At 62.5% G+C, this 13,524-nt stretch carries 12 protein-coding genes; 6 read left to right on the top strand and 6 right to left on the bottom strand.

Translation table 11 applies throughout. The features are described 5' to 3' along the window. Positions 1-69: 69 nt before the first annotated feature. The 5 genes from Clow_RS02760 (at position 70) to Clow_RS02775 (ending at position 6,600) form a co-directional block, all read left to right on the top strand. A complete protein-coding gene (locus Clow_RS02760; RefSeq protein WP_156334548.1) occupies positions 70-1,479 on the top strand; it encodes an NAD(P)H-quinone dehydrogenase in 1,410 nt (469 codons plus the stop codon). A gap of 87 nt (positions 1,480-1,566) precedes the next feature. After that, positions 1,567-4,995, top strand: a complete 3,429-nt coding sequence (locus Clow_RS02765) for a pyruvate carboxylase (RefSeq protein ID WP_245625672.1) — start codon at positions 1,567-1,569, stop codon at positions 4,993-4,995. 81 nt (positions 4,996-5,076) lie between these two features. Further along, positions 5,077-5,364, top strand: coding sequence for a helix-turn-helix domain-containing protein (locus tag Clow_RS02770; RefSeq protein ID WP_055175880.1), 288 nt, complete (start codon positions 5,077-5,079; stop codon positions 5,362-5,364). A 17-nt stretch (positions 5,365-5,381) separates the two neighbouring features. Beyond that, positions 5,382-5,687, top strand: a complete 306-nt coding sequence (locus Clow_RS12015) for a HipA N-terminal domain-containing protein (RefSeq protein ID WP_245625684.1) — start codon at positions 5,382-5,384, stop codon at positions 5,685-5,687. Further along, positions 5,656-6,600 (top strand): type II toxin-antitoxin system HipA family toxin, encoded by a 945-nt coding sequence (locus Clow_RS02775; RefSeq protein ID WP_245625685.1) that lies wholly within the window; start codon positions 5,656-5,658, stop codon positions 6,598-6,600. The genes Clow_RS12015 and Clow_RS02775 overlap by 32 nt, the downstream gene beginning before the upstream one ends. Before the next feature lie 233 nt (positions 6,601-6,833). Here the strand turns inward: Clow_RS02775 and Clow_RS02780 are convergent, their stop codons facing one another. The 4 genes from Clow_RS02780 to Clow_RS02790 all read right to left on the bottom strand — a co-directional run bounded on the left by Clow_RS02780 (position 6,834) and on the right by Clow_RS02790 (position 10,323). Further along, positions 6,834-7,220 (bottom strand): hypothetical protein, encoded by a 387-nt coding sequence (locus tag Clow_RS02780; RefSeq protein ID WP_055175883.1) that lies wholly within the window; start codon positions 7,218-7,220, stop codon positions 6,834-6,836. A 15-nt stretch (positions 7,221-7,235) separates the two neighbouring features. Continuing rightward, positions 7,236-7,400, bottom strand: a complete 165-nt coding sequence (locus Clow_RS11635) for a type II toxin-antitoxin system HicA family toxin (RefSeq protein WP_281175638.1) — start codon at positions 7,398-7,400, stop codon at positions 7,236-7,238. Between the two features lie 82 nt (positions 7,401-7,482). Continuing rightward, a complete protein-coding gene (locus Clow_RS02785) occupies positions 7,483-9,237 on the bottom strand; it encodes an acetyl/propionyl/methylcrotonyl-CoA carboxylase subunit alpha (RefSeq protein WP_055175886.1) in 1,755 nt (584 codons plus the stop codon). A gap of 219 nt (positions 9,238-9,456) precedes the next feature. Next, positions 9,457-10,323, bottom strand: coding sequence for a sulfurtransferase (locus Clow_RS02790; RefSeq protein WP_055175889.1), 867 nt, complete (start codon positions 10,321-10,323; stop codon positions 9,457-9,459). Positions 10,324-10,621: 298 nt separating this feature from the next. Between Clow_RS02790 and Clow_RS02795 the strand changes: the two genes are divergently transcribed. Continuing rightward, positions 10,622-11,677 carry a Cj0069 family protein gene (locus tag Clow_RS02795; protein ID WP_055175892.1) on the top strand — a complete coding sequence of 352 codons (1,056 nt, stop codon included), beginning with the start codon at positions 10,622-10,624 and terminating at the stop codon, positions 11,675-11,677. Between the two features lie 153 nt (positions 11,678-11,830). On the opposite strand, the gene Clow_RS02800 is transcribed toward Clow_RS02795, so the two are convergent. Together Clow_RS02800 and Clow_RS02805 are read right to left on the bottom strand one after the other, a co-directional pair. After that, entirely contained in the window at positions 11,831-12,241 is a 411-nt protein-coding gene (locus tag Clow_RS02800) for a DUF3151 domain-containing protein (protein WP_055175900.1), read from the bottom strand. A gap of 57 nt (positions 12,242-12,298) precedes the next feature. Then, on the bottom strand, positions 12,299-13,519 hold the full coding sequence (locus tag Clow_RS02805) for a DUF418 domain-containing protein (RefSeq protein ID WP_055175901.1): 1,221 nt from the start codon (positions 13,517-13,519) through the stop codon (positions 12,299-12,301). Between the last annotated feature and the right edge of the window lie 5 nt (positions 13,520-13,524).

Here is a 13,524-nt window from a genome sequence, read left to right on the forward strand (position 1 = left end):
TAGACTTGCAGGCGCACTGCACCCCGTGGAATACCAAAAACGACAATAAGCATTTGTGGAGGTTACCCCTTGTCCAAGCGCATCGTTATCATCGGCGGCGGCCCGGCAGGTTATGAGGCCGCCCTGGCGGGAGCGAAGTACGGCGCGGAGATCACCCTGGTGGAAAACGACGGGCCGGGAGGCTCGGCGGTGATTCACGATTGCGTGCCCTCCAAGTCCTTCATCGCCGGCGCCAATATTAAGACCGACTTGCGCCGCGCCGACGCGATGGGCCTGGGCAAGGACGTCACCGAGGCTCGCCTGGACATCGACGCCCTGAATAAGCGTGTACGTTCCCTGGCGAACGACCAGTCCGGGGACATTCGCGCCCAGTTGGAGCGCATTGGGGTGCGGGTGATCGACGGTATCGCCCGCTTTGACGATTACAAGCCCAAGCAGACCACCCACTACATCAAGGCCACTCACAACGCCGATGGCACCGAGGAAATCCTCGAATGTGATCTGGTGCTCCTGGCCACGGGCGCGCGCCCGCGCATTTTGCCCGGTGCCCGCCCCGATGGGGAGCGCATTTTTACCTGGCAGCAGGTCTATGACCTCGAAGAAATGCCCGAACACCTCATCGTGGTGGGCTCCGGCGTGACCGGCGCGGAGTTCGTTTCCGCCTTTGCGGAGCTGGGCGTGCAGGTGACGATGGTGGCCTCCCGCGATCGCATTTTGCCCCACGACGACGCCGACGCCGCCGACGTGCTGGAAACGGTGCTCTCCGAGCGTGGCGTGAAGCTGGTGAAGCATGCCCGCGTGGACGAGGTGGTCAACACCGGCTCCGGCGTGGTGGTGCGCACCGCCGACGGCCGCGAGATCGAGGGCTCCCACGCCCTGATGACGGTGGGCTCGGTGCCCAGCACCAAGGATCTGGGGCTCGAAGGCGTGGGTGTGGAGGTGACCCCCTCCGGGCATATCCACGTGGACCGCGTATCGCGCACCAACGTGGCCGGCGTGTACGCCGCCGGTGACTGCACCGACCTCTTCCCCCTGGCCTCCGTGGCGGCCATGCAGGGGCGCATCGCCATGTATCACGCCCTGGGTGAGGGGGTATCCCCGCTGCGCCTTAAGACGGTGGCCACCGCCGTGTTCACCCGCCCGGAGATCGCCTCGGTGGGCGTGACCCAGCACCAGATCGAATCCGGTGAGGTGCGCGCCCGCAGCATTACCCTGCCGTTGCAAACCAACCCGCGCGCCAAGATGCGTTCGCTGCGCCACGGCTTTGTCAAGCTCTTCTGCCGCGAGCACTCCGGCATCATCATCGGCGGCGCAATCGTGGCCCCCACGGCCTCGGAGCTGATTCTGCCCATTTCCGTGGCGGTGAATAATAACCTTACGGTGAACTCCCTGGCGGATTCCTTTGCCGTGTACCCCTCGCTTTCGGGCTCCATCACGGAGGCAGCCCGCCGCCTGGTTTCCCACGACGACCTGGGCTAATCCGGCAGGCAGGGGAAGCGCAAAGCGGCGTCCCGGCGGTGCGTTACACTACGCAGTAGCTTTTTAACACCGCTCACACTCACATCTGTGAGAAAGGACATCGCTGTGGTAGCGCAATCCCTGCCCACATTTGAAAAAATCCTCGTAGCCAACCGAGGCGAGATCGCCGTGCGGGCCTTCCGCGCCGCCTACGAGGTGGGCGCGGAAACAGTGGCGGTGTACCCCGCCGAGGATCGCAACTCCTTCCACCGTTCCTTTGCCTCCGAGGCCGTGTGCATTGGTGCCGGGGATTCCCCGGTGAAGGCTTACCTCAACATCGACGAGGTGATTCGCGCCGCCAAGCAGACCGGAGCCGATGCCATCTACCCCGGCTACGGCTTCCTCTCCGAGAACGCCACCCTAGCCCGCCGCTGCGTGGAAAATGGCCTGACCTTCATCGGCCCGCCCGCCGAGGTGCTGGACCTCACCGGCGATAAGGCCGCCGCCGTGGAGGCCGCCCGCGAGGCGGGCCTGCCGATCCTCGATGATTCCGAGCCCTCCGAGAACATTGACGACCTGGTGGAGATGGCTAAGGATCGCGAGTTTCCCATCTTCGTGAAGGCCGTGGCCGGTGGCGGCGGGCGCGGCATGCGCTTCGTGGGCAGCCCGGAGGAACTACCCGCGCTGGCTGCGGAGGCGTCGAGGGAGGCGTCGGCAGCCTTTGGCGATGGCCGCGTGTACCTGGAGCGCGCGGTGGTCAACCCCCAGCACATCGAGGTACAGATTCTGGGTGATGCCGCGGGCAACGTGATTCACCTCTACGAGCGCGATTGCTCCTTGCAGCGCCGCCACCAAAAGGTGGTGGAGATCGCCCCGGCCCAGCACCTTAACCCCGAGTTGCGCGAGCGCATCTGCGCCGATGCCGTGGCCTTTGCCGAGCACATCGGCTACCAGGGGGCGGGCACCGTGGAGTTCCTGGTGGATGACCAGGGCAACCACGTGTTCATTGAGATGAACCCGCGTATCCAGGTGGAGCACACGGTGACCGAGGAGGTCACCCAGGTGGACCTGGTGAAGGCGCAGCTGCGCCTGGCGGCCGGGGCCACCCTGGAGGATCTGGGGCTGAGCCAGGAGAAGATCGTCACTCACGGCGCGGCCCTGCAATGCCGCATCACCACCGAGGACCCCAATAACGGCTTCCGCCCGGATACCGGCACGATCACGGCTTACCGCAGCCCGGGTGGCGCGGGCGTGCGCCTGGACGGCGCGGCCATGTTGGGTGGCGAGATCACCCCGAACTTCGATTCCATGCTGGTGAAGATGACCTGCCGCGGCTCGGATTTTGCCACCGCCGTGGCCCGCGCCCAGCGCGCCCTGGCGGAGTTCACCGTCTCCGGCGTGGCCACCAACATCGGTTTCCTGCGCGCCCTGCTGCGCGAGGAGGACTTCCAGCATGAGCGCATCGCCACCTCCTTCATCGCGGATCACCCCTGGTTGCTCCAGGCCCCGCCCGCCGACGATGAACCCTCGCGGATTCTCGACTACCTGGCGGACGTCACCGTGAATAAGCCCCACGGTCCGCGCCCCACCGACCTCAACCCGCTGGATAAACTGCCCGAGCTCCCCGACGAGCCCCTGCAACGCGGTTCCCGCGATGAACTGCTGCACCTTGGCCCCCAGCGCTTTGCCGAGAAACTGCGTTCCCAGGACGCCCTGGCGCTTACGGATACCACCTTCCGCGACGCCCACCAGTCCCTCCTAGCCACCCGCGTGCGCAGCTCCGCCCTCGTGCCCGCTGCCAAGGCCGTGGCGCGGCTGACCCCGCAACTGCTCTCCGTGGAGGCCTGGGGCGGAGCCACCTACGACGTCGCCATGCGATTCCTCCACGAGGACCCCTGGGCGCGGCTGGACGCCCTGCGCGAGGCCATGCCGAACGTGAATATCCAAATGCTGCTGCGCGGGCGCAACGCCGTGGGATATACCCCGTACCCGGACTCCGTGTGCCGCTCCTTCGTGCGCGAGGCCGCCTCCTCCGGGGTGGACATCTTCCGCATCTTCGACGCCCTCAACGATGTGAGCCAAATGCGCCCGGCTATCGACGCCGTGCTGGAAACCAACACCGCCGTGGCCGAGGTGGCGATGGCCTACTCCGGCGATCTGAGCAACCCCGCCGAGGACCTCTACACCCTGGATTATTACCTGCGCCTGGCCGAGCAGATCGTGGAATCCGGCGCTCATATCCTGGCGATCAAGGACATGGCCGGGCTGCTGCGGCCCTCCGCCGCCAAGAAACTGGTGAGTGCCCTGCGCAAGGAGTTTGACCTGCCGGTGCACGTGCACACCCACGACACCGCCGGTGGTCAACTGGCTACCTACCTCGCCGCCGCCGAGGCCGGGGCGGACGCCGTGGACGGCGCCTCCGCGCCGATGTCGGGCACCACCTCCCAGCCCTCGCTCTCCGCTATCGTGGCGGCCTTCGCTCACACCTACCGCGATACCGGGCTTTCGCTGGAAGCGGTGGGGGATATGGAGCCCTACTGGGAGGCTGTGCGTGCGCTCTACGCCCCCTTCGAGTCCGGGATTCCCGGCCCCACCGGGCGCGTGTACCACCACGAGATTCCCGGCGGCCAGCTCTCCAACCTGCGTACCCAGGCCACCGCGCTGGGCCTGGGCGATCGCTTCGAGCTGATCGAGAATACGTACGCCGACGTAAACGCCATGCTCGGCTGCCCCACCAAGGTCACCCCCTCCTCCAAGGTGGTGGGCGACCTCGCCCTCTCCCTGGTGGGTACCGGAGTAACAGCTCAGGAGTTCGCCGCGGACCCGCGCGCCTACGACATTCCCGACTCCGTGATCGCCTTCCTGCGCGGCGAACTGGGCACCCCGCCCGGCGGCTGGCCCGAGGAACTACGCGATAAGGCCCTGGCCGGGCGTTCGGCTGGTGCGGCGAACCACACCGAGATTCCCGCCGAACAGCAGGAGAGGCTGGAATCCAAGGACCGGGCCGACCGCCGCGCCGCCCTCGACGCCTTGATGTTCCCCAAGCCCGCCGCCGAGTTCGAGGAGCACCGCCGCCACTTTGGCGACGTCTCCGAACTGGGAGATAGGGAGTTCTTCTACGGTCTGGTGGAGGGCGAGGAGGTTTCCATCTCCCTGCCGGGTTCCGCGCGCAACATGCTGGTGCGTCTCGACGCCGTGGGCGAGCCCGACGACAAGGGCTTGCGCTCCGTGGTGGCCACCGTTAATGGACAGGTGCGCCCCATGCGCGTGCGCGACCGTTCCGTGGAATCCGTGACGGCCTCGGCGGAAAAGGCCGATCCCGGAGTGTCCGGGCATGTGGCCGCACCCTTCTCCGGGGTGGTCACCGTGAACGTGGCCGAGGGTGATGAGGTATCGGCTGGGGACCCGGTGGCGGTGATCGAGGCGATGAAGATGGAGGCCACCATCTCCGCCACCATCGACGGCGTGATCTCCCGCGTGGTGCTCACCCAGCCCACCAAGGTGGAAGGTGGGGACCTCATTGTTGAGGTGAAGTAGTTCGATTTTGCTTTTACGGCGAGCGGAATAGTCATAACGGTATGTTGTGGCGGTTCTTCTGGCCGTAGGTATAGTGGCGGTATGTCTGGGTACAGGATTGACCGCCAAATGCGGGAGATGGGGGAGTACGTGCGTGGTTGGCGCATGGTCCTGGGGCTCACCGCGCAGCAGGTGGCGGAGCGCGCGGGGATTACCCGCGATACCCTGCGCAAAATTGAGGCGGGAAGCCCTGGGGTGCAGTTCGGTAATGTGGCCCAGGTTTTTCGCGCCCTGGGGATACTGGACCAGGTGGTAGAGGTGCTGGACCCGCTGAATAGCGATATAGGGAGGCTGCGGGCGGGGCGGCTGGAAAAGAAGCGGGCGCGATGAACTCGGTGGAAGTGATGATGGGGGAGGGGGCTGCTCTGCGGCGTGTGGGTGAGGCGCATTTCACGAGGAGTAGGGGGAGGGTTTCGACCACCTTTCTCTATGATGCGAATTATCTTTCCCAAGGTGGGGAGAATATTGATCCTGCTCTGCGGTTGGTTCCGGGAGCGCAGTACCATGATGGGCTGCTGCGTTCCTTTGCGGATAGCACCCCTGATCGGTGGGGGCGGAATCTTATAGAAAAATCAGAGCGCGCTCGTGCCCGTGAGGAGGGGAGAACACCTCGCCGCCTTGATGGACGTAGATTTTCTCTTGGGGGTCAGTGATAACACGCGCCAAGGTGCACTGCGCTTTCGCTCGCTGGGGGAAACGGATTTTCTAGGCGAGCCGTCTAAAGTTCCGCATCTTATCTCTTTGCCTGAGTTGTTGCGGGCAAGCGATGAATTAATTTCTGAGGACGATCCTGTAGAGGCCATCAAGCATCTTTTGGATACCGGAAGCACGGGGTTGGGTGGGGCGCGCCCCAAGGCTTCCGTGCTATTGGAGGATGGCTCTTTGGCAATAGTGAAGTTTCCTCATGGAAGTGATCGCTGGGATGTGATGGCGTGGGAAGCCACGATGCTTGATCTTCAGGAAAAAGCTGGAATTGTGGTTCCACAGAGACGATTGATTCGAGTGGGCCGCCGTAACGTTTTGGTGGTGCGGAGGTTTGATCGTGGCAAAGACGGGGCTCGTATTGGCTATATGAGCGCCATGACGGCGACGGAATCTTCCGATGGCGACCAGCGAGATTACGCTGATATAGCAGAGGCGATGCGGGATATATCTTCCTCGGTTAAGAAAGATCACCGCAGTTTGTATCGTAGGGTTATTGCTAATGCCGCATTGGGAAACACTGACGATCACTTGCGGAATCACGGGTTCATTGCTGTGGGTGGGGGCTGGGAGTTGAGCCCTGTTTTTGACGTGAATCCGAACCCCGATATTCATAACCGCCGAGCCACCTCTGTCGTGGGTACGGATACATTTCCTGATGAGGTAGGAGCGGTTTTGGACCTGGCGGAAGAGTGTGGCATGAGGCTGGAAGGGGCGAAACGGGAGTTGCTGCGTATCGCAGATTCCTTTGCAGATTGGGAAACTCTGGCCCGCAACAATGGTATTGCCCAGCGGGAAATTCTTATGATGGCTGATTCTATACGGCCACGTTTGGGGGCTATTGCTGCAATTGGGGATAGGTAGTAGGCGAGAGTATCCGTCATAACATGGTGTTATGACGAGTTGAATCGTCGTATGGCATGGATTGTTGTTCCCTTGCCTGCACTATCATGGTGAGTGAGTCTTTGCCGTTGACCTTCCGCTATAGGGAGAGTGCCGATGACAAGGGCTTATTATTTTCTCAAAGGGCGATAGAGGTGATGGCGGGGGCGCTAATTCCTGTATCAGGCGAATTATCTTCCCGCAGTCGGAAGATGCTAGGAAGCGTTGTGAGTAAGAAGTTGGGCAACGCGGCTGGGGGAAATGTCGAGAAGATACGCGGAATCCGTGACGTTGAGGCCTTGCGATTGCAGTTCGGAAGCCACTTTTCTTGCCTTATCGGTGGCATATTGTTGAGCCTGTGCGGCTGCTTTAGTGGCTTCACGGCTCGTTTCTGCATCATTAAGTGCTGAACCAATATCGGGAGTGATAATGATGGAGAGATCATCATGGTTGAGGCCTGATTCTTCCGTACCCAAATAATCACGTACTTGGCGTTCGGCATCATGCAGATATTGAACACTCGTGGCGCGGCTTTCATCGCCCTCAATGATAAGATCCCAGCCTTGTTCCCATTTTTGAGCGGAAACAGTAACAGTATTCATATCATTCCACCTCTACTATTCCTGTGAAACACGGGCGATGGCCTTGAGTGCGGCACGTGTGACGGCCGGTGAAACCTCACGGGTGGACGTGATGATAACCGGACGGGTGAGGTCGGGGTGTTCCCATATTTCGTGGTCACCCTTGCCCTGGCGGATCATCTGGAAACCCGCAGTGTGCAGCCGATGAACCGGTTAGCGTTAGTTCATCGGCTTGCCAACGGTGCAGCTTAGCTCGCACCGTTGGCAAGCAACACAGGTGTGGCTATTTAATCTCCAACATCTGCTCGCCCTTGGTCACCCCGGTGCCAGCCGCCACGCTCAGCCCGGAAACCACGCCGGATTTATGGGCCTTCACCGGGTTTTCCATCTTCATGGCCTCCAGAATCACCACGATCTCACCTTCGGAAACCTCTTGGCCATCCTCCACTTCTACCTTGATGACGGTACCCTGCATGGGAGCCACCACGGCGTCGCCCGACACCGCAGCCTTGGCGCCTTTGCTGCGGCGACGCTTCGTGCGCTTCTTAGCGCCGCCCAAGCTAAAATTTGCGGGAAGTGCTACCTCCACGCGGCGTCCGTCGATCTCCACGATCATGCGGTTGAGGGTGGAGGGCTCGGAGGGGTCGGCAGCCTCGGAATCGTCAAAGGGCTGTACCGGGTTATCCCAGGCCTCCTCGATCCACTTGGTGTACACGCCAAAGCCGTGTGAGGTTCCGATGAAGTCGGGATCGTCCACGATGGCCCGGTGGAAGGGGAGGACCGTGGGCATTCCCTCCACCACGAACTCCGCCAGGGCGCGGCGGGAGCGGGCAAGGGCTTGGTCGCGGTCTTGGCCGTGCACGATCAGCTTGGCGAGCATGGAATCGAATTGCCCGCCGATCACGCTGCCCTCGCGGATACCGGAGTCCACGCGCACGCCGGGGCCACCGGCTTCCCGGTAGCGGGTGATGGTTCCGGGGGCGGGCATGAATCCGGCGCCCGCGTCCTCGCCGTTGATGCGGAACTCAAAGGCGTGGCCCTGGGGGGCGGGGTCCTCGGTGATGCTCAGCGGCAATCCGGCGGCGATGCGGAACTGTTCTTGTACCAGGTCGATCCCGGTGGTCATTTCCGTGACGGGGTGCTCCACCTGAAGGCGGGTATTGACCTCTAGGAAGGAAATGAGTCCATCGGAGCCCACCAGGTATTCCACGGTGCCCGCGCCGTAGTAGCCGGCCTCCTTACAGATTGCCTTGGCCGAGGCATGAATGGCATAGCGCTGTTCATCGCTGAGGTAAGGGGCGGGTGCTTCCTCCACGAGCTTTTGGAAGCGGCGCTGTAAGGTGCAATCGCGGGTGCCCACCACAATGACGTTGCCGTGCTTATCGGCAAGCACCTGGGCCTCTACGTGGCGGGCCTTGTCCAGGTAGCGCTCCACGAAACATTCGCCGCGGCCAAAGGCGGAGACGGCCTCGCGGGTGGCGGATTCGTAGAGGTCCGTTACTTCTTCTTTGGTATAGGCCACCTTCATGCCGCGTCCGCCGCCACCAAAGGCTGCCTTGATGGCGATGGGAAGACCGTGCTCCTCGGCAAAGGCCAGTACCTCGTCAGCCCCGGAGACTGGATTTTTGGTGCCGGGGGCCATCGGAGCCCCCGCGCGCACCGCGATGTGGCGGGCGGCCACCTTATCGCCCAGGGTGGCGATGGCCTCGGGGGAGGGGCCAACCCAGGTGAGGCCGGCGTCGATAACGGCCTGGGCAAAGTCCGCGTTCTCGGAGAGGAAGCCATAGCCGGGGTGAATGGTATCGGCCCCGGCCTTGTGGGCGGCGTCGATAATTTTAGGAATGTTGAGATAGCTCTCGGCGGAGGTCTGCCCGCCAAGAGCAAAGGCTTCGTCGGCCAGTTCCACGAAGGGCGCGTTAGCATCGGGCTCGGCGTAGACCGCCACGGTGGAGTAGCCGGCCTCCCGGGCTCCGCGGATAATGCGCACCGCGATTTCTCCGCGGTTAGCCACGAGCACCTTGGATATTTCTCCTGCCACTTGGGTTTGAGCCTCCTGCTTAGCGGTTTGCTTCCTTAAGGTCGGTGCATCGCTAGGGGCCGTGCCGCGTTTCTTTCCTATTTTGCCTAGAAAAGAACCACCGGACGGTGCATGCACACACAGGGGAACATGCTACACACTTACCGGTGGAAAGCGGGAAGTGAAAGGAAAAGGGGATACGAAAGATCCTTATATTAGGGGACGTTTAAAGGCTTAAGATTACCCGTCGATGGTGATGGGCATGCGCACCATGTTGCCCCACTCGGACCACGAACCGTCATAGTTGCGCACGGAGTTAAAGCCAAGCAGATACTTCAACACGAACCAGGTGTGCGCGGAGCGATCGCCCAGGTGGCTATAAACCACGGTGGGCTGATCGGGTTCGAGGGAGTGGTACTGGCGCTCCAATTCCGCGCGGGTGCGGAAATTATTGTTGGGGTAGATGGCATTTTCCCAGGGGATATTGATGGCGGTGGGAATATGGCCTGCTCGCAGGGCGGTTTTTTCCGCGGGGACGGTGGCGTCGCCCGTGTACTGGTCGATGCCGCGGACGTCGATAAGCATGGTCTTGTCGCTGCACGCGGCGCCGAGTACCTCATCGACGAAGGCGCGCGCGGGGGCGTCGTGACGCTCCACTACGGGGTAATCGGTGGCGGGGTAATCGGGCACGGTAAAGGAGGTGTCGCGCTCCTCGGCCATCCAGGCATCGCGCCCGCCGTCGAGGAGGCGCACGTCCTTGTGGCCGAAAAGCTGGAATACCCACAGCGTGTAGGCGGCCCAGCCGTTAGATTTATCACCGTAGATCACCACGGTGTCATCCCGCGCGATGCCTTTGCTGCGCATGAGGGCGGCAAAGCCCGCGCCGTCGATGAAGTCCCGGCTAATGGGGTCGTTGAGGTCGCGCTGCCAGTCGATGCGCACGGCGCCGGGGACGTGCCCAATATCGTAAAGAAGGGAATCCTCATCCGATTCCACGATTCTTAAACCGGGTACTCCGATGCGCGCGGAAAGCCATGAGGCCGATACCACGCGCTCGGGGTGGGCGTAGTCCTGGAAGGAGGGGTGGGGATCGGCGGGAACGGGCATGATTTTCTCTTCTTTCTGTTGGGTTTTATGAGGAAAAGCGGATTTTATGCGTTGCCGTGAAGCAGCCGCGAGGCAACGGTCTAGCGGAATACACAATAGTAGTCTGCGGGATAAATCATCACCACCGCAGGAGGAATGTGGCGTTTCCTACATTGACCTTTCTGTAGGTGAGGGCATCACGCAGCGGGCCTACACTGGGCGATGGGGCCGGTGAGGAAGGCCCCGCGTCCCCGGCGATGGCCGCGATGGCCCAGGGCTGGCGACGCTCCCCGTTGTGGCTCAGAAAGGGTTTCCCTCCGTGCATAAGGCAATTGTGGTCTTTGAGGTTGAAGGCGGCTCCGACAAATACTTTGACGGGCACCGCAAGGACACCATGCCCATCGTCAACGCCATCAAGGACGCCGGGTGGCACTCCGAGGTGGTGTACTTCCGCCCGGAATGGTCCGAGGACCTATACACCTACGTATCCGAGAACTTTGACGCCTACATCTCCCGCGTGAACCCCGGGAACATTCCCGGTGGGGAAAAGGGCTACTTTGATCTACTGACCAAGCTCTCCGACGCCGGCCTGGTGGGCATGTCCACGCCCGAGGAAATGATGGCCTACGGGGCCAAGGATGCGCTGGTGAAACTCAACGACACCGACCTCGTGCCCTCCGATACCGCCGCCTACTACGACGTAGAATCCTTCCACCAGACCTTCCCCACCTCCCTGTCCTACGGCGAGCGCGTGCTCAAGCAGAACCGCGGCTCCACCGGCTCCGGCATCTGGCGCGTGCGCATTGCCGACGCCGCCGTGGCCGAGGCCTCCACCCCCGGTACCGCTCTGCCGCTGGACACTAAGCTCAAGTGCACCGAGGCCGTGGACAACCACACCGAGGAGCGCGAGCTGGGCGAGTTCATGGACTTCTGCGATCAGTACATCGTGGGCGATAACGGCATGCTCGTGGACATGCGCTTCATGCCGCGCATCGTGGAGGGAGAGATTCGTATTCTCCTGGTGGGAGCGGACCCCGTGTTCGTGGTGCACAAGAAGCCCGCCGAGGGCGGCGAGAACTTCTCCGCCACCCTCTTCTCCGGGGCGAAGTACACCTATGATTCCCCCGAGGCATGGCAGGAACTGGTGGACCTCTTTGCCGAGGTGCGTCCCGTGATCGCGGAGAAGCTGGGCGGCGATAATATCCCGCTGATCTGGACCGCGGACTTCATGCTGGATACCGCCGAGGACGGCAGCGATACCTACGTGCTGGGCGAGATCAACTGCTCCTGCGTGGGCTTCACTTCTGAGCTGGACATGGGCATCCAGGAGAAGGTGGCCCGCGAGGCTATCTCGCGCGTGGAGAAGAAGGGCTAAAGGTCTCCGCGGCTGTTGTGAGAACCCCTGCGCTGTGACGGCGCGGGGGTTCTTTGCCTGCGGGGCCGGGAGCGATAGGGGAGCCGCGGAGAAACGCCAAAGGGGCAGCATCTCTGAGAAACAGAAGAACGCCCAAACGGCCCGGCAGGGCACCTACCCCAGCAGCGTGCGCACGGAGTCCGGGTCGGCGTCGGAAAGCATTTGCCGGCAGCGGTCATACTCCGAATCCTCCCCGATGGCCTTGGCGGCTAGGGCCAGGGCCGCGATGGCGCGCAGCACGCCTTGATTGGGCTCGTGAGAAAAGGGCACGGGACCCCAGCCCTTCCACCCATTCGCACGCAAGCGATCAAGGCTGCGGTGATAGCCCGTGCGGGCGAAGGCGTAGGCGGTCAGGCGAGCCTCGTCGGTGTCCGCCTCTTTGAGGGCGTCTTCGGCTCGCACCGCCCACACCAGGGGGCTTTCCGGGTGCGCCAGCGCCGTGCCGGTAGCCCGAAGATCGGAGCCCTGGGCGGGGTCGGCGGGCAGCTGGACGGGAGGGGGAGCGAGCATATCGTTCATATTCATGTGTACCACTCTAGTGATCTGTCTACACCTGGCCGCCGAGCGTTTGTGGCCTCGTGCCTAGCGCTTGTTTCCCTGCACCCTGGCGGAGAACCGGGAGAGCGGCTTGAGCGCCCAGTACATGAGCTGTTCCACCGGGCCGCGGCGGAAGAATCGGAACCAGATCATCGCAAAGACGATGGGGCCAAGCATATTGGCAATGGCAAAGCCGGGCTCTGCGATGTGCCCATTGGCGTTGAGGTAGCCGATGGCGAGGATGTGGCCCACGTAGGCGGTCAGGGGCATCTTGCCCAGATCGCGCAGCGGATACACCAGATCATTGAAAAGGATATTGCGGCAGGCGATGAGGCACAGGCCGATGATGAAAAGCGAGATACCCGTGGAGGAGACGATCTCTGCAATGGAACCCGAGTGCGGCACGTAAATGAGCAGCCAGGAGTACCAGTCGGTAGGAGTGACGCCGAAGGCGTTGTGCAAGAGGAAGTCCGTGGCCTGCTCGCCATCGGGGTGGAAAATGCTATAGCTTTCCTTGAAATCGCTCAGGGTGAGGAAGAGCCAGGAGCCACCAAAGCCGAGGAAGAACAGGGGAGCACCAATGGCCACGAGCCCGCGGGCGGCATGATCCGTGGTTTCCGCGGCAAAGAGGTACTTACCGGCCGCCACACCGGCGAGGAACACCGGAATCCAGGAGAGGAGCGGGAAGAGCCCGGTGGCAAAGAGATATTGCCAGAACTCTGACCACTGCCCGTCCGCGAGCAGACCGGGGGTGGGGGTGGCTCCATACATCGGGGGGTCGGGCAGCGCTTGGCGCAGCTCAAAGGAGATGAGCGGGAGGAATAGCGCGGAGGCCGCCGCCGCGAGAGTCACGGTGAGGAGGTTGAGCCTAAACACCAGGGGAGCCACGAAAATATACAGGAATCCGTAGGTGACCAGGATAACGATGGGCCCCACCGAATCCAGGGATATGGCCAGGCCAATGGCCACCAAGATGATGCCGCGCCCCACTAATTGCAGCACGGAGGTCAGCGTGTCTCGGGATTTGGTGAGCAGCACCACGGAGAGGCCCGCGAGCACGGCAAAGAGAATCGAGGAACGCCCCTCGAAGGCGCGGCGCAGGATATTATCACCCCACATGTGCCCCCAGGTGTGCATGTAGAACATGCCGATGATGGCCAGCGAGCGGGCGAGGTCGATGCCGTCAAGGCGGTTGGACCTGGGGCTGCTGAGCCTGGTGCGGTAGGTGAAACGGCGGGGGCGGGTAAGAGCGTGAGCGGGAGACATGCGTG

This window comes from Corynebacterium lowii (assembly GCF_001412085.1).
Taxonomy (GTDB): domain Bacteria; phylum Actinomycetota; class Actinomycetes; order Mycobacteriales; family Mycobacteriaceae; genus Corynebacterium; species Corynebacterium lowii.

Excerpts from the sequence above, each read along its gene's own strand:
- Clow_RS02770 (WP_055175880.1), top strand. The coding sequence starts at position 5,077 with ATGTCTGGGTACAGGATTGACCGCCAAATGCGGGAGATGGGGGAGTAC.
- Clow_RS12015 (WP_245625684.1), top strand. The coding sequence starts at position 5,382 with ATGGGGGAGGGGGCTGCTCTGCGGCGTGTGGGTGAGGCGCATTTCACG.
- Clow_RS02775 (WP_245625685.1), top strand. The coding sequence starts at position 5,656 with ATGGACGTAGATTTTCTCTTGGGGGTCAGTGATAACACGCGCCAAGGT.
- Clow_RS02780 (WP_055175883.1), bottom strand. The coding sequence starts at position 7,220 with ATGAATACTGTTACTGTTTCCGCTCAAAAATGGGAACAAGGCTGGGAT.
- Clow_RS02790 (WP_055175889.1), bottom strand. The coding sequence starts at position 10,323 with ATGCCCGTTCCCGCCGATCCCCACCCCTCCTTCCAGGACTACGCCCAC.
- Clow_RS02800 (WP_055175900.1), bottom strand. The coding sequence starts at position 12,241 with ATGAATATGAACGATATGCTCGCTCCCCCTCCCGTCCAGCTGCCCGCC.
- Clow_RS02805 (WP_055175901.1), bottom strand. The coding sequence starts at position 13,519 with ATGTCTCCCGCTCACGCTCTTACCCGCCCCCGCCGTTTCACCTACCGC.